The sequence below is a fragment of the Streptomyces sp. NPDC002276 genome (genome assembly GCF_053891435.1).
Window position 1 is genome coordinate 41,660 of sequence record NZ_JBSFCQ010000016.1, and the last position, 21,976, is coordinate 63,635.

Annotated in this window: 20 protein-coding genes and 2 tRNA genes; 4 read left to right on the plus strand and 18 right to left on the minus strand. The window is 68.3% G+C overall.

What is annotated here, in order from left to right:
* Window positions 1-6: 6 nt before the first annotated feature.
* The 9 genes from rodA to ACWIHT_RS33750 all read right to left on the minus strand — a co-directional run bounded on the left by rodA (window position 7) and on the right by ACWIHT_RS33750 (window position 11,777).
* On the minus strand, window positions 7-1,203 hold the full coding sequence (gene rodA, locus ACWIHT_RS33710) for a rod shape-determining protein RodA (RefSeq protein ID WP_456172105.1): 1,197 nt from the start codon (window positions 1,201-1,203) through the stop codon (window positions 7-9).
* Entirely contained in the window at window positions 1,200-3,464 is a 2,265-nt protein-coding gene (gene mrdA / locus ACWIHT_RS33715; protein WP_456172106.1) for a penicillin-binding protein 2, read from the minus strand. The genes rodA and mrdA overlap by 4 nt, the downstream gene beginning before the upstream one ends.
* A gap of 94 nt (window positions 3,465-3,558) precedes the next feature.
* Window positions 3,559-4,227, minus strand: a complete 669-nt coding sequence (gene mreD, locus ACWIHT_RS33720) for a rod shape-determining protein MreD (protein ID WP_431250442.1) — start codon at window positions 4,225-4,227, stop codon at window positions 3,559-3,561.
* A 19-nt stretch (window positions 4,228-4,246) separates the two neighbouring features.
* On the minus strand, window positions 4,247-5,188 hold the full coding sequence (gene mreC, locus ACWIHT_RS33725; protein ID WP_262058170.1) for a rod shape-determining protein MreC: 942 nt from the start codon (window positions 5,186-5,188) through the stop codon (window positions 4,247-4,249).
* 185 nt (window positions 5,189-5,373) lie between these two features.
* A complete protein-coding gene (locus ACWIHT_RS33730) occupies window positions 5,374-6,393 on the minus strand; it encodes a rod shape-determining protein (RefSeq protein WP_019065566.1) in 1,020 nt (339 codons plus the stop codon).
* A gap of 276 nt (window positions 6,394-6,669) precedes the next feature.
* Complete coding sequence (ndk, locus tag ACWIHT_RS33735) at window positions 6,670-7,083, minus strand: nucleoside-diphosphate kinase (RefSeq protein WP_456172107.1); 414 nt, start codon at window positions 7,081-7,083, stop codon at window positions 6,670-6,672.
* A 78-nt stretch (window positions 7,084-7,161) separates the two neighbouring features.
* Window positions 7,162-7,527, minus strand: coding sequence for a DUF4233 domain-containing protein (locus tag ACWIHT_RS33740; protein ID WP_456172108.1), 366 nt, complete (start codon window positions 7,525-7,527; stop codon window positions 7,162-7,164).
* A gap of 6 nt (window positions 7,528-7,533) precedes the next feature.
* The gene (folC, locus tag ACWIHT_RS33745; RefSeq protein WP_456172109.1) at window positions 7,534-9,021 is read right to left on the minus strand and encodes a bifunctional tetrahydrofolate synthase/dihydrofolate synthase; all 1,488 of its coding nucleotides are present in this window, start codon (window positions 9,019-9,021) and stop codon (window positions 7,534-7,536) included.
* A gap of 131 nt (window positions 9,022-9,152) precedes the next feature.
* A complete protein-coding gene (locus tag ACWIHT_RS33750; protein ID WP_456172110.1) occupies window positions 9,153-11,777 on the minus strand; it encodes a valine--tRNA ligase in 2,625 nt (874 codons plus the stop codon).
* 135 nt (window positions 11,778-11,912) lie between these two features.
* On the opposite strand from ACWIHT_RS33750, the gene ACWIHT_RS33755 reads away from it, so the two are divergent.
* Window positions 11,913-12,884 (plus strand): hypothetical protein, encoded by a 972-nt coding sequence (locus ACWIHT_RS33755; RefSeq protein WP_456172111.1) that lies wholly within the window; start codon window positions 11,913-11,915, stop codon window positions 12,882-12,884.
* Window positions 12,885-12,958: 74 nt separating this feature from the next.
* Here the strand turns inward: ACWIHT_RS33755 and clpX are convergent, their stop codons facing one another.
* The 5 genes from clpX to ACWIHT_RS33780 form a co-directional block, all read right to left on the minus strand.
* Window positions 12,959-14,245: an ATP-dependent Clp protease ATP-binding subunit ClpX gene (clpX, locus tag ACWIHT_RS33760; RefSeq protein ID WP_406459858.1), complete on the minus strand. Its 1,287-nt coding sequence runs from the start codon at window positions 14,243-14,245 to the stop codon at window positions 12,959-12,961.
* A 161-nt stretch (window positions 14,246-14,406) separates the two neighbouring features.
* Entirely contained in the window at window positions 14,407-15,087 is a 681-nt protein-coding gene (locus ACWIHT_RS33765) for an ATP-dependent Clp protease proteolytic subunit (protein WP_307783226.1), read from the minus strand.
* A 50-nt stretch (window positions 15,088-15,137) separates the two neighbouring features.
* On the minus strand, window positions 15,138-15,743 hold the full coding sequence (locus ACWIHT_RS33770) for an ATP-dependent Clp protease proteolytic subunit (protein WP_456172257.1): 606 nt from the start codon (window positions 15,741-15,743) through the stop codon (window positions 15,138-15,140).
* A gap of 262 nt (window positions 15,744-16,005) precedes the next feature.
* The gene (tig, locus tag ACWIHT_RS33775) at window positions 16,006-17,409 is read right to left on the minus strand and encodes a trigger factor (RefSeq protein WP_456172112.1); all 1,404 of its coding nucleotides are present in this window, start codon (window positions 17,407-17,409) and stop codon (window positions 16,006-16,008) included.
* A gap of 194 nt (window positions 17,410-17,603) precedes the next feature.
* Window positions 17,604-17,680, minus strand: a tRNA-Pro gene (locus tag ACWIHT_RS33780).
* Window positions 17,681-17,856: 176 nt separating this feature from the next.
* On the opposite strand from ACWIHT_RS33780, the gene ACWIHT_RS33785 reads away from it, so the two are divergent.
* Together ACWIHT_RS33785 and ACWIHT_RS33790 are read left to right on the plus strand one after the other, a co-directional pair.
* Window positions 17,857-17,930 (plus strand) — tRNA-Gly (locus ACWIHT_RS33785).
* An 87-nt stretch (window positions 17,931-18,017) separates the two neighbouring features.
* Window positions 18,018-18,407, plus strand: a complete 390-nt coding sequence (locus tag ACWIHT_RS33790; RefSeq protein WP_456172113.1) for a hypothetical protein — start codon at window positions 18,018-18,020, stop codon at window positions 18,405-18,407.
* A gap of 31 nt (window positions 18,408-18,438) precedes the next feature.
* Here the strand turns inward: ACWIHT_RS33790 and ACWIHT_RS33795 are convergent, their stop codons facing one another.
* Both ACWIHT_RS33795 and ACWIHT_RS33800 read right to left on the minus strand, forming a co-directional pair.
* On the minus strand, window positions 18,439-18,639 hold the full coding sequence (locus ACWIHT_RS33795) for a hypothetical protein (RefSeq protein ID WP_456172114.1): 201 nt from the start codon (window positions 18,637-18,639) through the stop codon (window positions 18,439-18,441).
* Window positions 18,640-18,655: 16 nt separating this feature from the next.
* Window positions 18,656-18,850 carry a hypothetical protein gene (locus ACWIHT_RS33800; RefSeq protein ID WP_456172115.1) on the minus strand — a complete coding sequence of 65 codons (195 nt, stop codon included), beginning with the start codon at window positions 18,848-18,850 and terminating at the stop codon, window positions 18,656-18,658.
* 305 nt (window positions 18,851-19,155) lie between these two features.
* Here ACWIHT_RS33800 and ACWIHT_RS33805 point away from each other — a divergent pair, with 305 nt between their 5' ends.
* Window positions 19,156-20,307 (plus strand): acyltransferase family protein, encoded by a 1,152-nt coding sequence (locus tag ACWIHT_RS33805; protein WP_456172116.1) that lies wholly within the window; start codon window positions 19,156-19,158, stop codon window positions 20,305-20,307.
* On the opposite strand, the gene ACWIHT_RS33810 is transcribed toward ACWIHT_RS33805, so the two are convergent.
* A complete protein-coding gene (locus tag ACWIHT_RS33810) occupies window positions 20,304-20,759 on the minus strand; it encodes an HD domain-containing protein (protein WP_456172117.1) in 456 nt (151 codons plus the stop codon). The genes ACWIHT_RS33805 and ACWIHT_RS33810 overlap by 4 nt on opposite strands.
* The gene (locus ACWIHT_RS33815) at window positions 20,756-21,955 is read right to left on the minus strand and encodes a PP2C family protein-serine/threonine phosphatase (RefSeq protein WP_456172118.1); all 1,200 of its coding nucleotides are present in this window, start codon (window positions 21,953-21,955) and stop codon (window positions 20,756-20,758) included. Before ACWIHT_RS33815 ends, ACWIHT_RS33810 begins: the two co-directional genes overlap by 4 nt.
* Between the last annotated feature and the right edge of the window lie 21 nt (window positions 21,956-21,976).

Consider the following 21,976-nt stretch of genomic DNA (forward strand, 5'->3'; position numbering starts at 1 on the left):
CGAGGGCTACGCCGACATGGGGCGCTGGACCCTGATCGACTGGAGCAGCCCCACCGCGATCCACACCGCGAACATCGACGTTCCGCCGTAGGACACGAAGGGCAGGGGCAGGCCGGTGACGGGCATGATGCCGAGGGTCATACCGACGTTCTCGAAGGCCTGGAAGGCGAACCAGGCGACGATTCCGGCGGCGACGATCGTGCCGTAGAGCTCGGTCGAGTCGCGGGCGATGCGGCAGGCGCGCCACAGGACCACGCCCAGGAGGACGAGGATCAGGCCCGCGCCGACGAAGCCCAACTCCTCGCCCGCGACCGTGAAGACGAAGTCGGTCTGCTGTTCGGGGACGAATTGCCCGGTCGTCTGCGAGCCGTGGAACAGGCCCGCACCCGTGAGGCCACCCGATCCGATCGCGATGCGGGCCTGGTTGGTGTTGTAGCCGACGCCCGCCGGGTCGAGGCTCGGGTTGGCGAAGGCGGCGAAGCGGGCGATCTGATACTCGTCCAGGATGTGCAGCTGCCAGACCGCGATCGCGCCGATCGCGCCCGCGCCGAGCAGACCGAAGATCCAGCGGTTGGAGGCGCCGGAGGCCAGCAGCACACCGAGCACGATGATGACCATGACCATGACCGACCCGAGGTCGGGCATCAGCATGACGATCATCATCGGGACGGAGGCCAGGCCCAGGGCCTGGAGGACCGTGCGGTGGTCGGGGTAGGGCTTGTCGCCCGCATCGACCCGGGCGGCCAGCACCATCGCCATGCCCAGGATGATCGTGATCTTCACGAACTCCGAGGGCTGGAGCGAGAAGCCGCCGCCGAGCACGATCCAGGAGTGCGCGCCGTTGACCGTGGAGCCCAGCGGGGTGAGCACCAGCAGGATGCCGAACACCGAGGCGCCGTACAGGAACGGGACGACGACGCGCAGGGTGCGGTGGCCGACCCAGATGACGGCGATCATCAGGGCGATGCCGATGCCGGTGTTCATCAGGTGCCGGATCAGGAAGTAGTACTCGTCGCCCTGGTTGATCTCGGTGCGGTTGCGGGTCGCCGAGAAGACCAGCACCGAGCCGATCAGGGACAGCCCGATCGCCGAGAGCAGTATCGGCCAGTCCAGGCGGCGGGCCAGCGAGTCACGGGCGAAGACCCGGGTCCAGCCGGCCCGCTCGGGGCCGTATCCGGAAACGGAGAAGCTGTTGCCGGTCATGTGAGCATCCTCCGGCTTCCCCTTCTGCGCGGGCGCCTGCGGGTGTTGCTGTTGGTGGTGGTCGGTGAGGGCGAGGTGGCGGGCGGCTGGGTATCGTCCGTGGCCGTGACCCCGCCCTGGGTCGCCTTCTCCTGCTGCTTCTCCAGCTCCTTGGCCGGGTCGGCGGTGATCTTCGGGGAGGCGATCGTGCCGTCGGCGCGGACCTTCGGGAGGCTGGTCTGCGGGGTGGGCAGCAGCGCCTTCTTCTTGTCGATGGAGCCGTCGGCCTGGACGCCGTACATCGCGTTGTAGATGTTGCGCACGGCCTCACCGGAGGCGCCCGAACCGGTACCGGCCTGGGCGATCGTCATGACGACCGTGTAGTCCTTGGTGTACGTGGCGAACCAGGAGGTGGTCTGCTTGCCGTAGACCTCGGCCGTACCCGTCTTGGCGTGCAGCGTGATCTTGTCCTGGGGCCAGCCCTGGAACTTCCAGGCGGCGGTACCGCTGGTGACCACGCCCGCGAGGGCCTTGTCGATGCCCTTGTGCGTGGCCGCGCTGATCGGCAGCTTGGCCTTCACCTGGGGCTTGATCTCCTGGACCGTCTTGCCGTCGGCGCTGACGATCGCCTTGCCGATGGTCGGGACGTACTCGGTGCCGCCGTTGGCGAGGGCGCCGTAGATCATGGCCTCCTGGATCGGCGTGACGAGGGTGTCGCCCTGGCCGATGGAGTAGTTGATCGAGTCGCCCTCACGCATCTTGTTGCCTTCGAGGCAGTTCTCGTACGCGATCTGCTGGACGTACGTGCCGCCCTTCTTGCCGGTCTTGCACCAGTAGGCCTTGTTGGCCTCGTAGGTCTCCTGCTTCCACTTGCGGTCCGGGATGCGGCCGGTGACCTCGTTCGGGAGGTCGACGCCGGTGGTCTTGCCGAGGCCGAACTGGTGGGCCGCCTTGTAGAAGTAGTCCTTCGGCTCGCCCTTCTTCGGGTTGATGCCGCCGTCCTTCTTCCACTGGGCGTCGGCGAGACCGTAGAAGACCGTGTCGCAGGAGACCTCAAGCGCGCGGCCCAGCGAGATGGGGCCGAAGTTCTCGCCCTCGAAGTTCTTGAAGACCTGGCCGCCCACCGAGTACGAACTCGTGCACGGGTAGCCGCCGTCCCACGTGTAGCCGGCCTCGACCGCGGCGGCCGTGGAGACCACCTTGAACGTCGAACCGGGCGCCGACTGACCCTGTATGGCCCGATTCAGCAGTGGGTAGTCGGAGTTCTTGCCGGTGAGCTTCTTGTAGTCCTTGGCGGAGATGCCACCGACCCAGACGTTCGGGTCGTACGTCGGCGCGGACGCCATCGCGACGATCCGGCCGGTCTTGGCCTCCATCACGACGACGGCACCGGAGTCGGCCTTGTAGTTCTCGCCGGTGATCTTGTCGAACTGCTCGCGGGCGGTCTTCATCGCCTTGTCGAGCTGGTACTCGGCGACCCGCTGCACCCGGGCGTCGATGCTCGTGACGAGGTTCGAACCGGGCTCCGGGGCATCGGACTTGGCCTTGCCGATCACGCGCCCGAGGTTGTCGACCTCGTAGCGGGTGACGCCGGCCTTGCCGCGCAGTTCCTTGTCGTACTGGCGCTCAAGGCCCGAGCGGCCGACCTGGTCCGAGCGCAGATACGGCGAGTCGGAGTCCTTGGCCTGGGTGATCTCGTCGTCGGTGACCGGCGAGAGATAGCCGAGGACCTGGGCCGCGTTGGCGTCGCCGGGGGCCGCGTAACGGCGGACGGCCTCGGGCTCGGCGGTGATGCCGGGGAAGTCCTCGGAGCGCTCCCGGATCTGGAGGGCCTGCTTGGCGGTGGCCTCGTCGGTGATCGGGATCGGCTGGTACGGCGAGCCGTTCCAGCACGGCTGCGGGGTCTTCGCGTCACACAGCCGGACCTTCTGGATGACGTCCTCGGGCTTCAGACCCAGCACGCCCGCCAGCTTGGTGAGGACGGCCTTGCCGTCGTCGGCCTGCTTCAGCAGGTCGGTGCGGGAGGCGGAGACCACCAGCCGGGTCTCGTTGTCCGCGAGGGGCACACCGCGCGCGTCCAGTATCGAACCGCGCACCGCGGGGTCGACGACCTGCTGGACGTGGTTGCCGGACGCTTCCTTCTGGTAGGCGGCGCCCTCACGGATCTGGAGGTACCAGAGGCGCCCACCGAGGGTGCCGAGGAGGGAGAGGACGAGGATCTGGATGACGACGAGCCTGATCTGAACCCGTGGAGTCCGTCCGGTCTCCGGGATGTTGGTCATTGGTGCTGCCTCCCCCTCTCGGTGTGTGTATGAGTCATATACGACCTACCTGTGTGGCCGTACGCCGACTCCCGTGACGCCAACTCCCGGGCCCTCAAAGCCGCTTGACCCCCTTGATGCGCCCGGCCCGGGCCACCCGCGCGCGAGCCGTCTTCATCCGCAGGCCGCCGCGCTGGCCGCCGATCTTCAGGCCGGTGCCGGAGGAGAGCCAACCCGAGGAGATGTCGGCCGACTTGGCGGCGTTCGTCTCCGCGAGGGGGTCGTTGTCGGCGCGGCGGGCCAGCGCCATGACACCGGGGACGATGAACGGGGCGAGCAGCAGGTCGTACAGGGCGGCCGTGAACAGCAGGCTGGGCAGGCCGACATGGCGGGCGGCGGTGTCGCCGACCAGGGCGCCGACACCGGCGTAGAGGAGGGTGGAGCCGATCGCGGCGGCGACCACGACGGCCATCGGGCCGGTCGCCGACTTGAGGCGGCCGTTCTCCGGCTTCGCGAGGCCCGCGAGGTAGCCGATCACGCAGAGCACGAGGGCGTAGCGGCCGGCCGCGTGGTCGGCGGGCGGGGCGAGGTCGGCGAGCAGGCCCGCGCCGAAGCCGATGAGGGCGCCGGTGACATGGCCGTAGACCATGGCGAGGCCGAGGACCGTGAGGAGGAGCAGGTCGGGGACGGCGCCCGGGAGGTGGAGGCGGGCGAGGACGCTCACCTGGATCACCATGGCGACGACGACCAGCGGCACGGAGAGCAGGATCCGGTTGACACGCATGGGGAAGGGCTCCTAGCTCCTACTGCTGTTGCTGGCCGTCGACCGGCGCGTTCGCGGACGGGGTGACCGTGACGGTCACCGTCGGGATCGGGGTCGGCTTGGGCTTCGCCGGCAGGACCGTGTCGCGCGGGTCCTTCTTCGGGGCCTCCACGACCACGCCGACGATGTCGAGCTTGGTGAAGTTGACGTACGGCGTGACGTAGAGCGTGCGGGTCAGGCCGCCGCCGGAGGGGTCGACGCGGGAGACGACACCGACCGGGACACCGGGCACGAACGGCTTGTCGGCCTGCGAGCCGAAGGTGACCAGACGGTCGCCCTTCTGCACCTCCGCCTTGCCGTTGAGGAGTTCGACGCGCAGCGGGCCGTCGCCCTCACCGGAGGCGAAGCCGAGTTCGTCGTTGCCCTCCATGCGGGTGCCGACGGTGAAGTCGGGGTCGTTGGCGAGCAGGACGGTCGAGGCGTCCGGCCCGACGGTCGTGACGCGCCCGACCAGCCCATCCCCGTTCAGTACGGTCATGTCGCGCTTGATGCCGTCGTTGGCGCCGACGTCGATGGTGATCGTCCAGGAGAAGCTCTGCGCGGCTCCTATGGCGATGACCTGGGCGCCCTTGATGCCGTACTGGCCCTCGCCGGCCACCTTCATCATCTTGTCGAGCTGGTTGAGGCGGCTGCGGTTGCGGTCGTCGCTGCCGAGCTTCGCCTTGAGAGCCGCGTTCTCCTTCTCCAGGAGCGCGAGCCGGTCGTGCCGCTCACCGGAGTCGCGGACCGCGGAGATCGCGTCGCCCACCGGGTTCACGGCGGACGACACGCCGTTCTCGATCGGGCCGAACACGGTGGCCGCGGCCCGGCGGGCACCCTCGACCGGCGAGTCCTGCCCTCCCCGGATGTCCACCGTGATCAACGCGAACGCGACGGCGATCAGCAGCACCAGGAGCAGCCGGCTCTCTCGTGTGTCCCTCACGTGCGGCGGCCGTGCCTTCCTCATAGAAATGTGCGGAGGTTCGGATATGCAGATGTGCGGGTGTGCGGGTGTGTACGAGGGCCCGTCAGATGTGAATGGAGGCCCATGACGGAGCCTATGCCTCCGTATCAACGATCCGCCGCACGAGAAGAGATCATCCCGTACGGCGGAATCGAAGCGTTACGTCATCTGCGCGGCTGGGCGTCCAGAACCTGCTGGAGCGCCTCGAACTCCTCGACGCATTTGCCGGAGCCGAGCGCCACGCTGTCCAGCGGGTCCTCGGCGATGTGGATCGGCATTCCGGTCTCCCGGCGCAGCCGCTCGTCGAGACCCTTCAGCAGGGCTCCGCCGCCGGTCAGAACGATTCCGCGGTCCATGATGTCGCCGGACAGCTCCGGCGGGCACTTGTCGAGGGTCGTCTTCACCGCGTCGACGATCGCGTTGACGGGCTCTTCGATCGCCTTGCGGACTTCGCCGGCGGAGATGACGACGGTCTTGGGCAGGCCGGAGACCAGGTCCCGGCCGCGGATTTCGGTGTGCTGGTCGTCGTCGAGGTCATAAGCGGAACCGATCGTGATCTTGATCTGCTCAGCCGTCCGCTCACCCAGAAGGAGCGAGTACTCCTTCTTGATGTGCTGGATGATCGCGTTGTCCAACTCGTCGCCCGCGACGCGGATGGACTGGGCGGTGACGATGCCACCGAGCGAGATGACCGCGACCTCCGTGGTGCCGCCGCCGATGTCCACCACCATGTTGCCCGTCGCCTCGTGGACCGGCAGGCCGGAACCGATGGCCGCGGCCATGGGCTCCTCGATGATGTGCACCTGGCGCGCCCCGGCCTGGGACGACGCCTCGATGACGGCACGGCGCTCGACGCCCGTGATGCCCGAGGGCACACAGACGACGACACGGGGACGGGCCAGATAGCGCCGCTTGTGGATCTTCAGGATGAAGTAGCGGAGCATGCGCTCGGTGATCTCGAAGTCGGCGATGACACCGTCCTTCAGCGGACGCACGGCAACGATGTTGCCCGGTGTCCGCCCGATCATCTTCTTGGCTTCGGAGCCGACCGCGAGAATGCCACCGGTGTTGGTGTTGATCGCGACGACGGACGGCTCGTTGAGTACGATCCCGCGACCCCTGACGTACACCAGCGTGTTGGCGGTCCCGAGGTCGACAGCCATGTCACGGCCGATGAACGACATTGAGTTCCCCATCAGGATTCGTCTGGCCTTCCCGGGAGCTTTTGAGGGCTTTTCAGGTCGGCGAAGTGGGTGCAGTGACGTGAAGGCTTCCATCGTAGACGCGCCATCACGAACACTGCGCGAGGGTCTTCGCCATTGTCAGCATGTGAGGCACCGCCTCGCTTGTGGAGACGGCCCAACGGGGGCACTCGTTCCCCCGATCGGCACGCATATGCCAAGAGACGGCCGGAAAATCGCGGCCGTCCCTGGTCAGGCATGTGGGTTACTGATGGAGATTCAGGAACGCCCCGGGAAGAAGATCTTCACCTCGCGTTCGGCGGACTCCTCCGAGTCCGAGGCGTGGATCAGGTTCTCCCGCACGATGACACCGAAGTCCCCGCGGATCGAGCCCGGCGCGGCGGCGATCGGGTCCGTCGGACCGGCCAGCCCGCGTACGCCCTCGATGACCCGCTCGCCCTCGACGATCAGGGCGACGACCGGGCCGGAGGCCATGAACTCCACGAGCGGCTCGTAGAAGGGCTTGCCCTTGTGCTCGCCGTAGTGCTGTTCCAGGGTGTCCTGGTCCAGGGTGCGCAGCTCCAGCGCGGTGATCTGCCAGCCGTCCTTGCGCTCGATGCGGCTGATGATCTCGCCGGTCAGGCCACGACGTACGGCGTCGGGCTTGAGCAGGACGAGGGTGCGCTGGGTCACGACGGGACTCCTTCTGATCATGATGGTGCGGGTCGGCTCACAACAAACCCGAGGCTACAGGGCGTGTCCATGCGCCCGTTACGCAGCGTCAGGTGTAGTGGGGTCGGCCTGCACGGCCTGTGCCGCGAACCGTGCCTTCGCCTCGTCGATCTTCCGGCCGTAGTGCACCGACGCCCACCACAGAGCCGCGAAGATCACTCCGAGGAAGAACATCGACGGGACCACGAAGCCCGCCGCGATCAGCGCGATCTGGAGCGCCCAGCCGAGCGCGATGCCGGCCGGCCGGGTCACCACGCCGCACAGCGCGACCGACAGGAACATCGCGATCCCGCACACCGTCCACACCGTGGACGTGGTCAGATCCGGGTCCTTCATGGCGACCAGACCGGCGAACCCGATCACGAAGAACTCGCCGAGCAGAGTCGAAGAACAGAGCGTACGCACGGAAACTCAGCCCCTCACGAGAAGCAGTCGGGCCTCACCCACGGTGATGACGGAACCGGTGACCAGCACACCGCCGCCCGCGAACTCGCCGTCCTCCTCGGCCAGCGTGATCGCCGCCTCCAGCGCGTCCGGCAACCGCGGCTCGACCTGCACGCGCTCGTCGCCGAACACCTCGACGGCGATCGCGGCCAGGTCGTCCACGTCCATCGCGCGGTGACTGGAGTTCTGCGTGACGACGACCTCGGCGAACATCGGCTCGAAGGCTTCGAGCAGCCCGCGCACGTTCTTGTCCCCGCTGGCCCCGACGACTCCGATCAGCCGACTGAAGTCGAAGGCCTCGGCCACGGCCTCGGCGGTCGCACGGGCGCCCGCGGGGTTGTGCGCCGCGTCCAGCACGACGGTCGGCGACCGCCGCACCACCTCCAGCCGCCCCGGCGAGGTGACGGACGCGAAGGCCTTCCGCACGGTGTCGATCGAGAGCGGATCGGGCCGCTGGGCCCCGACCCCGAAGAACGCTTCTACGGCCGCCAGGGCGACGGCCGCGTTGTGCGCCTGGTACGGCCCGTGCAGCGGGAGGTAGATCTCCTCGTACTCGCCGCCGAGCCCGCGCAGGTTGATCAGCTGTCCGCCGACGGCGACATGCCGCGACACGACCCCGAATTCGAGACCCTCCCGGGCCACGGTCGCATCGACTTCGACGGCCTTCTTCAGCAGCACCTGCGCCGCGTCCACCGGCTGCTGCGCCAGGATCACGGTCGCGTCCTGCTTGACGATGCCGGCCTTCTCGGTGGCGATCTCACCGGTCGTCCCGCCGAGGCGGTCGGTGTGGTCGAGATCGATCGGGGTGACGACGGCGACATCGGCGTCGATGACGTTGGTGGCGTCCCAGGTGCCGCCCATCCCCACCTCGACCACGGCCACATCGACGGGCGCGTCCGCGAACGCGGCGTACGCCATCCCCGTCAGCACCTCGAAGAACGACAGCCTGAACTCCTGCTGTGCGTCCACCATTTCGACGTACGGCTTGATGTCGTTGTACGTCTCGATGAACCGCTCGGCGGAGATCGGGGCGCCGTCGAGGCTGATGCGCTCGGTGATCGACTGGACGTGGGGCGAGGTGTAGCGGCCGGTGCGGAGTTCGAAGGCGCCGAGGAGGGCCTCGATCATGCGGGCCGTGGAGGTCTTGCCGTTGGTCCCCGTGATGTGGATCGAGGGGTACGAGCGCTGCGGGTCCCCCAGGACGTCCATCAGCGCGGCGATACGGGTGACCGAGGGCTCCAGCTTGGTCTCGCCCCAGCGGGTGGCCAGCTCTGCCTCCACCTCGCGGAGGGCGGCGTCCAGCCGGGGGTCTTCGGGGCGACCGGGTACGTCGGCCTGCGGGGCGCCGGTGCCCTGGGTACGGAGGGTTCGGCTGCCGGCCTCGATGACCGCGAGGTCGGGGTCGCGGTCTGTCTCGGCCTCGATGATCTCGTCGAACGGGTCGCTGTCAGTCACAGGGCCAGTTTAGGGGTGCGCCGAAGGATGGGCGTGGCTGGTCCTGGTTGGCGGGCGCGGGGAACGTTGTGGCTGGTCGCGCTCACGCGGCGGTAGCCGCAAATCGAGCACTGCCCCGCGCCCCTGGTGGGCTACTGCGGAGGCAAGCCGTCCAGCTGGGCCTTGATGCGGTCGATGTCCTCGTCGGCCTTGGACAGGCGGCCGCGGATCTTGTCGACCACGTTGTCCGGGGCCTTGGCCAGGAACGCCTCGTTGCCGAGCTTGGCCGTCGCCTGGGCCTTCTCCTTCTCCGCGGCGGCCAGGTCCTTGGCCAGGCGCTTCCGCTCCGCCGCCACGTCGATCGTGCCGGAGAGGTCGAGGGCGACCGTGGCGCCACCGACCGGGAGGGTGGCCGTCGCCGCGAAGGCGTCGCCCTCCGGCTGGAGGCGGAGGAGCTGGCGGATGGCGGCCTCGTGCGGGGCGAGGGCCGTGCCGGTCAGCGTGAGGCGGGCCGGGACGCGCTGGCCGGGCTGGAGGCCCTGGTCGGCGCGGAAGCGGCGGACCTCGGTGATGACCTGCTGGATGGTCTCGATCTCGCGCTCGGCGGCCTCGTCGCGGAAGCCCGAGTCCTTCGGCCAGTCCGCGACGACGATCGACTCGCCGCCCGTGAGGGTCGTCCAGAGGGTCTCCGTGACGAACGGGACGATCGGGTGCAGCAACTTCAGGGTGACGTCGAGGACTTCACCGAGAACGCGGCCGGAGACCTTCGCGGGCTCGCCGCCCGCCATGAACGTGGTCTTCGACAACTCGACGTACCAGTCGAAGACTTCGTCCCACGCGAAGTGGTAGAGCGCGTCGGAGAGCTTGGCGAACTGGAAGTCGTCGTAGAGCGCGTCGACTTGGGAGACCGTCTTGTTGAGCCGGGAGAGGATCCAGCGGTCCGTGGCCGACAGCCGCTCGGCGGGCGGGAGTTCGCCCTCGATCGTCGCGCCGTTCATGAGCGCGAAGCGGGTGGCGTTCCAGATCTTGTTGGCGAAGTTCCGGGAGGCCTGGACCCAGTCCTCGCCGATCGGCACGTCCGTACCGGGGTTGGCGCCGCGGGCCAGGGTGAAGCGGACGGCGTCGGAGCCGTACGCGTTCATCCAGTCCAGCGGATCGACCGCCGTGCCCGAGGACTTGGACATCTTCTTGCCGAACTGGTCGCGGACCAGACCCGTCAACGCGATGGTCTTGAAGGGGACTTCGCCGTCCATCGCGTACAGGCCGAACATCATCATCCGGGCGACCCAGAAGAAGATGATGTCGTGGCCGGTGAGCAGGACGTCGGTCGGATAGAACTTCTTGAGATCCGGGGTCTGTTCGGGCCAGCCGAGGGTCGAGAAGGGCCACAGGCCGGAGGAGAACCAGGTGTCCAGGACGTCGGAGTCCTGCGTCCAGCCCTCGCCGGTCGGCGGCTCGTCGTCGGGTCCGACGCAGACGACCTCGCCCTCCGGGCCGTACCAGACCGGGATGCGGTGTCCCCACCACAACTGCCGTGAGATGCACCAGTCGTGGAGGTTGTCGACCCAGTCGAAGTAGCGCTTCTCCATCTCCTGGGGGTGGATCTTGACGCGGCCGTCGCGGACCGCGTCGCCGGCCGCCTTCGCGAGGGGGGCGACCTTGACCCACCACTGCATGGAGAGGCGCGGCTCGATGGTCGTCTTGCAGCGGGAGCAGTGGCCGACGGAGTGGACGTAGGGCCGCTTCTCGGCGACGATCCGGCCGTCGGCACGGAGCGCGGCGACGATCGCGGAACGGGCCTCGAAACGGTCCAGGCCCTCGAAGGGGCCGTGGACGGTGATGACACCGCGCTCGTCCATGACGGTCAGCGACTCCAGGTCGTGCCGCTGGCCGATGGCGAAGTCGTTCGGGTCGTGGGCCGGTGTCACCTTGACGGCGCCGGTGCCGAACTCCGGGTCGACGTGCGTGTCCGCGACGACCGGGATGGTGCGGTCGGTGAGCGGCAGCTTGATGTGCCGGCCGACGAGGTGCTTGTAGCGCTCGTCGTCGGGGTGGACGGCGACGGCGGTGTCGCCGAGCATCGTCTCGGCGCGGGTCGTGGCGACGACGATGGTGTCGTCCCCCTCGCCGTACTTCATGGAGACGAGCTCGCCGTCGTCGTCCTGGTACTCGACCTCGATGTCGGAGATCGCGGTGAGACAGCGCGGGCACCAGTTGATGATGCGCTCGGCGCGGTAGATCAACTCGTCGTCGTAGAGCCGCTTGAAGATGGTCTGGACGGCCTGGGAGAGGCCCTCGTCCATGGTGAAGCGCTCGCGGGTCCAGTCGACGCCGTCGCCGAGGCGGCGCATCTGGCCGAGGATCCTGCCGCCGTACTCGTCCTTCCACTGCCAGACGCGCTCGACGAAGGCCTCACGGCCCAGGTCGTGGCGGGACTTGCCCTCCTTGCCGAGCTCGCGCTCGACGACGTTCTGCGTGGCGATGCCCGCGTGGTCCATGCCGGGCAGCCACAGCGACTCGAAACCCTGCATGCGCTTACGACGGGTCAGCGCGTCCATCAGCGTGTGCTGGAAGGCGTGCCCGAGGTGCAGGCTGCCGGTGACGTTCGGCGGCGGGATGACGATCGTGTACGGCGGCTTCTCGCTCTTCGCGTCCGCCTCGAAGTAACCCCGCTCCACCCAGCGCTCGTACAGCGGCCCCTCTACGTCGGCCGGCGCGTACTGGGTCGGCAGTTCGGAGTCGGGCGCTGATGGCTGCTGCTGAGCGTTCTCGGTCACGGAGCCAGTTTAGGGGTGTCGCGGGGGTGTCCCGAAACGCGTTTGTTCTGTAACGGTGCGGCCCCCGATGCCGTGTGGTTCCTGTGACTGAGCCAGGATGTCGGGAACACATAAGTATCTGGAGGGGAACCCAGAATGAGCTACAACCAGCCGGGCCCGTACGACGGGCAGCCTCAGCAGCCCGGGCCGTACGGTCAGCCGGGTCCCTACGGTCCGCCTCCGCAGCAGGCGCCGCAGGGCGCCCCTCAGCCCGGCTACGGCTACCCCCAGCAACCGCCCGCCCAGCCCGGTTACGGCTACCCGCAGCAGCCCCCGCAGGGCGTCCCGCCGCAGCCGGACCCCTACGGGCAGCAGCCCTACGGTCAGCAACCGCCTTACGGGCAGCCGCCGTACGGCGTTCCGCAGCCCCCGGCGCCCGGTGGCGGGAAGAAGAAGACGGGGCTGATCATCGGCGCGGTGGCGGTCGTGGCCGCCGTCGCGGTCGGGGCGTACTTCGTGATCGGTGGCGGCGGCGGAAACGGCGGTGTCGCCGACGACGGGGCGCACAAGCTGACGGCTCCGGCGACGGTCCTCAGCGGGACGTACAAGAAGTCCGGCAGCGCCGACTCCGAGGACTCGCTGACCAAGGACGACAAGGCCGACTTCGAGAAGTGGGGCGTGAAGAACCCGGTGGAGGTCGGCGCCGGCTACGAGAACGGCACGGGCCTGTCCCAGAAGTCCCTTTCCTTCGACGGTGTGTACGGCACGATCGACGACCCGGAGGCCGTCGTGGACGCCATGTTCGCCAAGGTCAAGACGGAGTCCGAGACGGACAAGACCACCGAGGGCAAGATGATCGGCAGCCCGGAGAAGGTCACTCCCGCGGGCTTCTCCAACGGCATCATGAAGTGCCAGATCGCCGAGATCCAGAACACCGACACGTCGAGCACCGGCGCGGGCGCCGCGAAGACCATCAAGATGCCGATGTGCATCTGGGGTGACCACAGCACCGTCGCCGTCGTCAGCGCGTTCGGGATCGCCGAACTCGCCGCGGGCAACGGCGGCACCGTCGAGAGCACGGCGTCCCTCGCCGCGAAACTCCGCGACGACGTCCGCGTCAAGGCCTGACAACCCGCCCAACCACGAAGGGGCCCCGGTCAGTTGGACTGACCGGGGCCCCTTCGCCGTAGAACGGGTTGTCGCTACGCCGTCTTCTGCTCGCCCGGGCCCCGGCCGCGCGCGTCGCGCGGGATGAGGGTCGGGTTGACGTTCGAGAGGACGACGTCCGCGGTGATGACGACGCGGGCCACGTCCTTGCGGGACGGGACCTCGTACATGACGCCCTGGAGGACTTCCTCCATGATGGCGCGCAGGCCGCGCGCGCCGGTCTGGCGGAGGATGGCCTGGTCGGCGATGGCTTCGAGGGCCTCGCGCTCGAAGTCCAGCTCCACACCGTCGAGTTCGAAGAGGCGCTGGTACTGCTTCACCAGTGCGTTGCGCGGCTCGATGAGGATCTGGAGCAGGGCCTCGCGGTCCAGGTTGTGGACCGAGGTGATGACGGGGAGGCGGCCGATGAACTCGGGGATCATGCCGAACTTGACCAGGTCCTCGGGCATGACGTCCTCGAACTGGTCCTTGGCCTGCAACTCCCGCTTCGAGCGGATCGTCGCCCCGAAACCGATGCCCTTGGCGCCGGCCCTGGACTCGATGAGCTTCTCCAGGCCCGAGAAGGCGCCGCCCACGATGAACAGGACGTTCGTCGTGTCGATCTGGATGAACTCCTGGTGGGGGTGTTTGCGGCCGCCCTGCGGCGGGACCGAGGCGGTGGTGCCCTCCAGGATCTTCAACAGGGCCTGCTGGACGCCCTCGCCGGAGACGTCGCGGGTGATCGAGGGGTTCTCGCTCTTGCGAGCCACCTTGTCGATCTCGTCGATGTAGATGATGCCCGTCTCGGCCTTCTTGACGTCGTAGTCAGCGGCCTGGATGAGCTTCAGCAGGATGTTCTCGACGTCCTCGCCGACGTAGCCCGCCTCCGTGAGCGCGGTCGCGTCGGCGATCGCGAACGGCACGTTCAGCATGCGGGCCAGGGTCTGGGCGAGGAGGGTCTTGCCCGAGCCCGTGGGGCCGAGCAGCAGGATGTTGGACTTCGCCAGCTCGATGGCGTCCTCGCGGCTCTGGCCGCCGCCGTTCTCACCGGCCTGGACGCGCTTGTAGTGGTTGTACACCGCGACCGAGAGTGCCTTCTTCGCCGACTCCTGGCCGACGACGTAACCCTCAAGGAACTCGTAGATCTCGCGGGGCTTGGGGAGTTCCTCCCAGCGCACCTCGCTCGTCTCCGCGAGTTCTTCCTCGATGATCTCGTTGCAGAGGTCGATGCACTCGTCGCAGATGTACACACCGGGCCCTGCGATGAGCTTCTTGACCTGCTTCTGGCTCTTGCCGCAGAACGAGCACTTGAGCAGATCGCCGCCGTCACCGATGCGTGCCACGGTGTGCTTCCCCTTCGCCTGGGAGCCGCCTGGGTACAGCGACTCCTGGTGCTGCCTTATGTCCGACGGTACCTTGCCGGGCCCCCCGTTCGGGCCCCCCTTGGCACGGTTCACTTCCACGTGGACCGTGCCGAGGGGTGGTGGACGATACAGGGTCCGCGTCAGCGGACGTCGGCGTTGTTCATCTTCCGGGTGGAGATGATCTGGTCGATCAGGCCGTACGCCAGGGCGTCCTCGGCCGTGAGGATCTTGTCGCGCTCGATGTCCTCGCGGATCTTTTCGAGCGGCGTGGTCGAGTGCTTGGCCAGCATGTCCTCCAGCTGACCACGCATGCGGAGGATCTCGTTGGCCGCGATCTCCAGGTCGGAGACCTGACCCCGGCCCGTCTCGCTGTAGGGCTGGTGGATCAGCACGCGCGCGTTCGGCAGCGCCATGCGCTTGCCCGGCGTACCGGCGGCCAGCAGGACGGCGGCGGCGGAAGCGGCCTGGCCCATGCAGACGGTCTGGACGTCCGGCTTCACGAACTGCATCGTGTCGTAGATCGCGGTCAGCGCCGTGAAGGAGCCGCCGGGGCTGTTGATGTAGATCGAAATGTCGCGGTCGGGGTCCATCGACTCCAGGCACAGCAGCTGCGCCATGACGTCGTTGGCGGACGCGTCGTCGATCTGGACGCCGAGGAAGATCACGCGCTCCTCGAAGAGCTTCGCGTACGGGTCGTACTCACGGACGCCCTGCGAGGTGCGCTCCACGAAGCGCGGGATCACGTAACGGGACTCGGCGGCGGGGGCCGTGTATTCGGCGCGTGCGTGGTCGTACAGGCCGTTGCCGGGGAAGTTGTTCACTGTCTCTCTCCTGGGGGCTGTGGCGGTCGGCTGGGGGCTGTCCTGGGGCCTCAGGCTGCCCCGGTGCCGCCGCCGCCCGGCATACCTGCGGCCGTGGGCATGATGTCGTCGATGAGGCCGTACTCCTTGGCCTCGATCGGGTCGAACCAGCGGTCGCGGTCCGAGTCGCGGGTGACCTGCTCGACCGTCTGGCCGGTGTGGAAGGAGGTCAGCTCCGCCATGCGCCGCTTGGTGTGCAGCAGCCGCTCGGCGTGGATCTTGATGTCCGACGCGGAACCGGCGAGGCCGGCGGAGGGCTGGTGGATCAGGATCTCGGCGTTCGGCAGCGCGAAGCGCTTGCCGGGGGTGCCCGCGCTGAGCAGGAACTGGCCCATCGAGGCCGCCATGCCCATGGCGATGGTCACCACGTCGTTCTTGATGTACTGCATGGTGTCGTAGATCGCCATGCCCGCCGTGATCGAACCACCGGGGCTGTTGATGTACAGAAAGATGTCCTTCTCCGGGTCGGAGGCAAGGAGGAGGAGCTGTGCGGTGATCTTGTTCGCGATGTCGTCGTCGACCGCCTGGCCGAGGAAGATGATCCGCTCACCGAGCAGTCGGTTGTAGACCTGGTCGCCGAGGCCACCGAAAGAGGGCTCGCCGGCGGCTGTAGGCATCAGATTCGTCACGTATCCACCTGCTCGTCTTTACGACGGCGCCGGGCCGTCTCACGTGTACTGCCGGGGGCAACGGGGACTCCCCTGCCCTCGTATTCATGGACCCTAACGCGCGGGTCCCTTCGGAGAATCCCGCAAAGGGAACTGTTCGCTGTGAGCGCATGTGCGGCGCTGGTGAGACCCCGGGTAAGGACGGCCGGTGAGACCCGGGTAAGGGCAGGGGCCCCGGGGAGCGATGTCCCCGGGGCCCCTGTGTGCCTGCTTACGCCTTGGTGGGCTCCTCGGCGGGCTCCTCGGCGGCGGCCTCGACGGCCTCGACGGTCTCGACCGTCTCCGTGGCCGTCTCGTCCTCGTCCTCGTCGTCCAGGTCGACGATCTCGCCGTTGGTGTCCTTCACCGTGGCGGCCTCGACCACGACGGCCAGGGCCTTGCCGCGGGCCACCTCGCCGACCAGGAGCTGAACCTGGTTGCCCTCGACGACCGCCTGGGCGAACTGGTCGGGGGACATGCCGGAGGAGGCCGCGCGCCGCATGAGGTGCTCGGTGAGCTCCTCCTGGTTGACGTTCAGCTTCTCCTTGTTGACCAGCTCGTCGAGGACGAACTGCGTCTTGATGCCCTTGACCGCGGCTTCCTTGGTCTCGGCGTCGAACTCCTCGGCCGTCTTGCCCTGGATCTCCAGGTACTTCTCCAGGTCGAGGCCCATCTGACCGAGCTGGTGGTGCTCCAGGTTGTGCTTGCGGGTGTTGATCTCGTCCTCAAGGAGCTTCTCGGGGACGGGCACCTCGACAAGCTCCAGCAGCTTGTCCAGGACGCGCTCCTGGGCCTGCGTGGCCTGGTCGTACTGCTTCATGTTCTCAAGGCGCTTGCGGCTGTCGGCGCGCAGCTCCTCCAGAGTGTCGAACTCGGAGGCGAGCTGGGCGAACTCGTCGTCCAGCGCGGGCAGTTCGCGGGCGGCGACCTGGCTCACCTTGACGGTGACCTGGGCCTCCTGGCCGGCCGCGGAGCCGCCCTTGAGCTCGGAGGCGAAGGTGGCCTCGCCACCGGCCTCCAGGCCGGTCACGGCCTCGTCGATGCCGTCGAGAAGCTCGCCGGAGCCGATGGTGTACGAGACGCCCTCGGCGACCCCGTCCTCCAGGACCTCGCCGTCGACCTTGGCCTCCAGGTCGAGGGTGACGACGTCACCGTCGACGGCGGCACGCTCGACCGGGGAGGTCGAGGCGAAGCGCTCGCGGAGCTGCTCGACGGACTTGTCGATGTCCTCTTCGCTGACCTCGACGGCGTCGACCTCGACCTCGATGCCCGAGTAGTCCGGGATCTCGATGGCCGGGCGGATGTCGACCTCGGCGGTGAAGTTCAGCGTCTCGCCGTCCTTCAGGTCCGTGATGTCGACCTCGGGCTGGCCCAGGACGTTGAGCTCGGCCTCGTTGACCGCCTCGGTGTAGAACTTCGGAAGCGCGTCGTTGACGGCCTCCTCCAGGACCGCACCGCGGCCGAACCGCTGGTCGATGACGCGCGCCGGGATCTTGCCCTTCCGGAAGCCCTTCACCGTGACCTGCTGGTTGATCTTCTTGTACGCCGCGTCGAGGCTGTCCTTGAGCTCCTCGAAGGGCACCTCGATGCTGAGCCGAACCCGGGTCGGGTTCAGGGTCTCCACGGCGCTCTTCACGGTTCGGTCTCCTTGGGGGCTGACTTCTTGGGTTGCGGACCCAGACAGGTCCGGCGGTTTCTGGTCGCCCGGAGGACTTCAGAGTGTGAGAGACACACGGGCGCGCAGCTTGCATAGTAGCCGCAGCGGCTGGACGCCCCAAAAGGCGATCGCGCGAGGTACTGGTGTGGTACCGGTCCCGAAGGTCCGGCAGGTGGTCGGGGTGGCGGGATTTGAACCCACGGCCTTCCGCTCCCAAAGCGGACGCGCTACCAAGCTGCGCCACACCCCGTCTGGTGCGACACGTAGGGTACATGGCCGCAGGCAGTGGAGCCGCCGCATTTCACGAGCGCCGGGGTACGGGGCGAGTCGAAGGGCGGGGCACGGAAAAGGCGGTGTGCGCCGAGGGCACCCGACCCGCTACGATGCCTTCTGTGCCGCGGTCGTCTGACCTGCGGTGCGTCATGTGCGGGCGTAGCTCAATGGTAGAGCACTAGTCTTCCAAACTAGCTACGCGGGTTCGATTCCCGTCGCCCGCTCCATGCATCTCAGGGCCAGGCCGGAGGATCGCTCCTCCGCCTGGCCCTGATCGTTTCCAGGGACTTCCGCACAGCAGGGACGGGGGCTCGATGTCGCAGCGGTGGGGTCTGATCGTCGAAGAGACGCGCGGGGTCTACAACCACAGCTATACGGCGACGGTGCTGGAGCACTTCGACGGCACCCGCGAGGAGGCCCTGTCCCGCCTGGAGGTGCTCGCCCGCTCCCATGAGCCGCGGTTTCTGTCGAACCCCCGGAGGTCCCGGCTGTTCCGGACCGGTGAGGGCTTCCTGCTGGTCAACGACGGTGACCTGAACGGCCTCGGCTGCCGCTTCACGGTCGCCGAACTGTTGCGGGACAGCGCCGAGGAGAAGGCGGCGGAGGAGGCGTCCCGTGCGGCGGAGCGGGAGCAGCGGGCGGCCCTGAAGCAGGCGGAGAAGGAAGCGAAGCGGGCCCGGCGCAAGCCTCGCGGGGACGCGTGAGGTCGGCGGCGCAGTCGACGCGTGCGACCGGTCAGGGCAGGCGGCGGAGCCAGAGCGTGGCGAGGCCGTAGGCGACGGCAGCCGCGGCGAGGCCGGTGAGTGTCGTGGCCCGGTACGCCCAGTAGGGCAGCGCGTGCCGGAAGTAGCCGAACGTGGCGTCGCGAGTGAGCAGGAACGCGGCGACGGCCGCGAACATGGCGCCCGCCGACTGTCTCGTGAAGCGGTGACCCATCAGAGACCGCGATCCATCAGAAGCTGATCTGGTTGATCGTCTCCGCTATCGAATTCATGAACCGGTTGATGGACGGTGCCATGCCGGTCGAGGCGAGGAAGAAGCCGAAGAGGATGGCGACTATGGCTGGGCCGGTCTTGATCGATCCCCCTCGGATCAACACCACCAGGATGATCGCCAACAGCAGCACCACAGACAGTGAAATGGCCACAACTGATCACACCCTCGGTCGGTCCGCTCTCCCGGCCCGGGGACGCGACCCCGCGCACCCCGCCAGAACCATCGTGCCACCAACCCGGCCCATCTATGCGGCGGGTGACGCATCGTTGGTCGCAAAGATTCGGAAGAGAAAGTGTTCACCGCCAGTTCGAATGATTGGCAGGAGCACACGAACGGGTGTTCTCGACATGGACTTTTGCGCCTTTTGTTCGGTATGAATCATGACATCTCAGAAACTTTTCGGACGCGCGTCCGATGGTTTCACTGATTCCCAGGGGCAACGCTAGGGTGCCTCAGATGTTCCACGCTCCCACGCCCTCCGGCCAGAACGAACAGAGCAAAAAGAACGAACAGACCGAACAGACCGAACGGCGCGAACAGGCCAGACAGCGCGACCCGTTCTTCGACAACGCGAAGTACCTGGCGATCCTGCTGGTCGCCATCGGGCACTCCTGGGAGCCCCTCAAGGGCGACAACAGGGTGCTTCAGGGCCTGTACATGGTCGTGTACAGCTTCCACATGCCGGCCTTCATCATCATCTCCGGCTACTTCTCCCGGAGTTTCGACCTCCGCCCCGACCGCCTGAAGCGGCTCATCACCGGCGTCGCGGTGCCGTACGTCGTCTTCGAGATCGCCTACTCGCTCTTCAGCCGGTACGCGAACGACGACCCGCACCAGAAGATCACCCTCCTCGACCCGCTGTATCTCACCTGGTTCCTCTGCGCGTTGTTCATCTGGCGGCTGACCACCCCGATCTGGAAACTGGTCCGCCACCCGCTGCCGTTCGCGCTCGGCATCGCCATGCTCGCCTCCTGCACCCAGGACATGACCGACGACTTCGACCTCCAGCGGCTGGCGCAGTTCCTGCCGTACTTCGTGCTCGGTCTGGTCCTCAGGCCCGAGCACTTCCAGTGGGTGCGCCGGCGTGCGGTACGCGTGCTGGCGGTGCCGGTGTTCGCGGGTGCCGCGCTGTTCGGCTGGTGGGCGGTGCCGCGGATGAACGCCGGCTGGTTCTACCACCACGACTCCGCGCAGGAGTTCGGCGCGCCCTGGTGGGCGGGGCCGGTGATGACACTCCTGATGTTCGGCTGCTCGCTGCTGCTGACCGCCGGCTTCTACTCCTGGGTGCCGAGCCGGAAGACCTGGTTCACGGCGCTCGGCGCGGGCACGCTGTACGGCTATCTGCTGCACGGGTTCCTGGTCAAGGGCGCCGGTTACGCGGGCCTGTTCCACCACGCCTGGCTGCACGGGCCGTACGGCGTGCTCCTCGTGAGCGCCCTCGCGGCCACCGCCGTCACCCTGCTGTGCACCCCGCCCGTACGGCGGGTGTTCCGCTTCGCGGTCGAGCCGCGCATGGAGTGGGCGTTCCGCCGCGACGCGACCGAACTGGCCCGAGGACGCGAGCAGTTCGAGCAGCGCCCAGCCGTACGCCAGAAGGTCGGCGTCTAGCCCGGGATCTCCAGGCCGAGAAGCGCGCGCATCCGTGCGTACTTCTCGGTCAGCCGGGTCCGGGTCGCCTCGTCGAGGACGGCGAGGCGGGCCGGGTCCGCGTTGTGCGCCAGGTCCGCTTCCTTGACGAGGAGCGCGCCGGGGGTCGCGAGCACGCGCCCGGCGTACACCTCCGGGGTCTCCCCCGCCCGCTTGGTGACCGCGAGCACGATGTCCTTCGTACGACGGCTCAACTCGGCCTCGCGCAGCCACCGTTCGGTGAGCGCGTCGTCCTCCACGGAGTCGTGCAGCCAAGCCGCCGCGATCTGTTCCGTGTCCCCGCCCCGCACCCGCACACCCTCCGCTACGGCCCTCAGGTGCTCGGCGTAGGGGCGGCCCGCCTTGTCGGTCTGGCCCTCGTGCGCGGCGCGGGCGAGAGCCTCGACCTCGGTCAGTGTGAGGAGCGGGGTCACCGGGTCAGTCCCTGTGCGGACGCCGAGGCCGACGCCGTAGGACCCTCCCGGCAGACCAGCAGCAGGGCGCGGTCGTCGTTGACGTCCTTGGCGACCGCCTCGATGAGGTGCCAGGCGGCGCCGTGGAAGCCGCCGGCGACATAGCGGTCGGCCTCGCCGGTGAGGCGGTCGATGCCCTCGACGATGTCCCGGTCGGAGGTCTCGACCAGGCCGTCCGTGAAGAGCATGAGCACGTCTCCGGGGCGCAGCGAGCCCTTCACGGGGTCGAACTGGGCGCCGTCGTAGACCCCCAGCAGGGGCCCTTCGGCCGCCTTCTCCTCCCAGCGGCCGCTGCCCGCGCTGAGCTGGAGGCCCGGCGGGTGGCCCGCGGAGAAGAGTTCGTAGTCGCCGGAGTCGAGGTCCAGGACGAGGTGGATCGAGGTGGCGAAGCCCTCGTCCCAGTCCTGGCGGAGGAGATAGCCGTTGGCGGCGGGCAGGAAGGCGTGCGGGGGCAGGGAGCCGAGCAGGCCGCCGAAGGCACCCGACAGCAGCAGGGCGCGCGAGCCGGCGTCCATGCCCTTGCCGGAGACGTCGGTGAGGACGACCTCCATGGTCCGACCACCGTTCGTACGGGCGGCCACGACGAAGTCACCGGAGAACGACTGGCCGCCCGCCGGGCGCAGCGCCATCTCCCGGTGCCAGCCCTGCGGCAGCTGCGGGAGCTTGCTCTGCACCCGGATGCGTTCGCGCAGGTCGAACAGCATGGTGCCGCCGCGCCGCCAGGGCACGCCCACCCGGCTGCGGAACTGGGCGATCAGCAGCCCGAAGAAGCCGCACGCGGCCACCACGAGCACCACGCCCGGGGTCACCCGCGCCGGGCCCTCGGTGTACGGGCCGAGCTTCACCGACTCCACGATCAGACCGGTGGCCGCCGCCGCGTACAGCCCGAGCAGGCTCGCGGGCCGCAGCAGCAGGCCGCCCGCGACGATCGGCAGGACCAGCGCGGCCGGTGAGAACCACACCGCGTTGGCGAGAGTCATGGCCGCGATCACCGGGATCGTGATCAGCAGTCCGGCCAGCGCGACCCAGTCCGAGCCGTCCCCGCGGAAGTAGTCGACGGCACTTCTGCGCAGGCCGGTGCGGACCCGGTGAACCAGCTTCCTCAACCGGGCCATGAACGTGTCGGCCTCCGCGCGCCGCTCTCGTCCTGCTGCCATTAGTTCGGGACCCTATCCATC

Excerpts from the sequence above, each read along its gene's own strand:
- rodA (WP_456172105.1), bottom strand. The coding sequence starts at position 1,203 with ATGACCGGCAACAGCTTCTCCGTTTCCGGATACGGCCCCGAGCGGGCC.
- mrdA (WP_456172106.1), bottom strand. The coding sequence starts at position 3,464 with ATGACCAACATCCCGGAGACCGGACGGACTCCACGGGTTCAGATCAGG.
- mreD (WP_431250442.1), bottom strand. The coding sequence starts at position 4,227 with ATGCGTGTCAACCGGATCCTGCTCTCCGTGCCGCTGGTCGTCGTCGCC.
- ACWIHT_RS33730 (WP_019065566.1), bottom strand. The coding sequence starts at position 6,393 with ATGTCGTTCATCGGCCGTGACATGGCTGTCGACCTCGGGACCGCCAAC.
- ACWIHT_RS33755 (WP_456172111.1), top strand. The coding sequence starts at position 11,913 with ATGAGCTACAACCAGCCGGGCCCGTACGACGGGCAGCCTCAGCAGCCC.
- ACWIHT_RS33770 (WP_456172257.1), bottom strand. The coding sequence starts at position 15,743 with ATGCCTACAGCCGCCGGCGAGCCCTCTTTCGGTGGCCTCGGCGACCAG.
- ACWIHT_RS33790 (WP_456172113.1), top strand. The coding sequence starts at position 18,018 with ATGTCGCAGCGGTGGGGTCTGATCGTCGAAGAGACGCGCGGGGTCTAC.
- ACWIHT_RS33795 (WP_456172114.1), bottom strand. The coding sequence starts at position 18,639 with ATGGGTCACCGCTTCACGAGACAGTCGGCGGGCGCCATGTTCGCGGCC.
- ACWIHT_RS33805 (WP_456172116.1), top strand. The coding sequence starts at position 19,156 with ATGTTCCACGCTCCCACGCCCTCCGGCCAGAACGAACAGAGCAAAAAG.
- ACWIHT_RS33815 (WP_456172118.1), bottom strand. The coding sequence starts at position 21,955 with ATGGCAGCAGGACGAGAGCGGCGCGCGGAGGCCGACACGTTCATGGCC.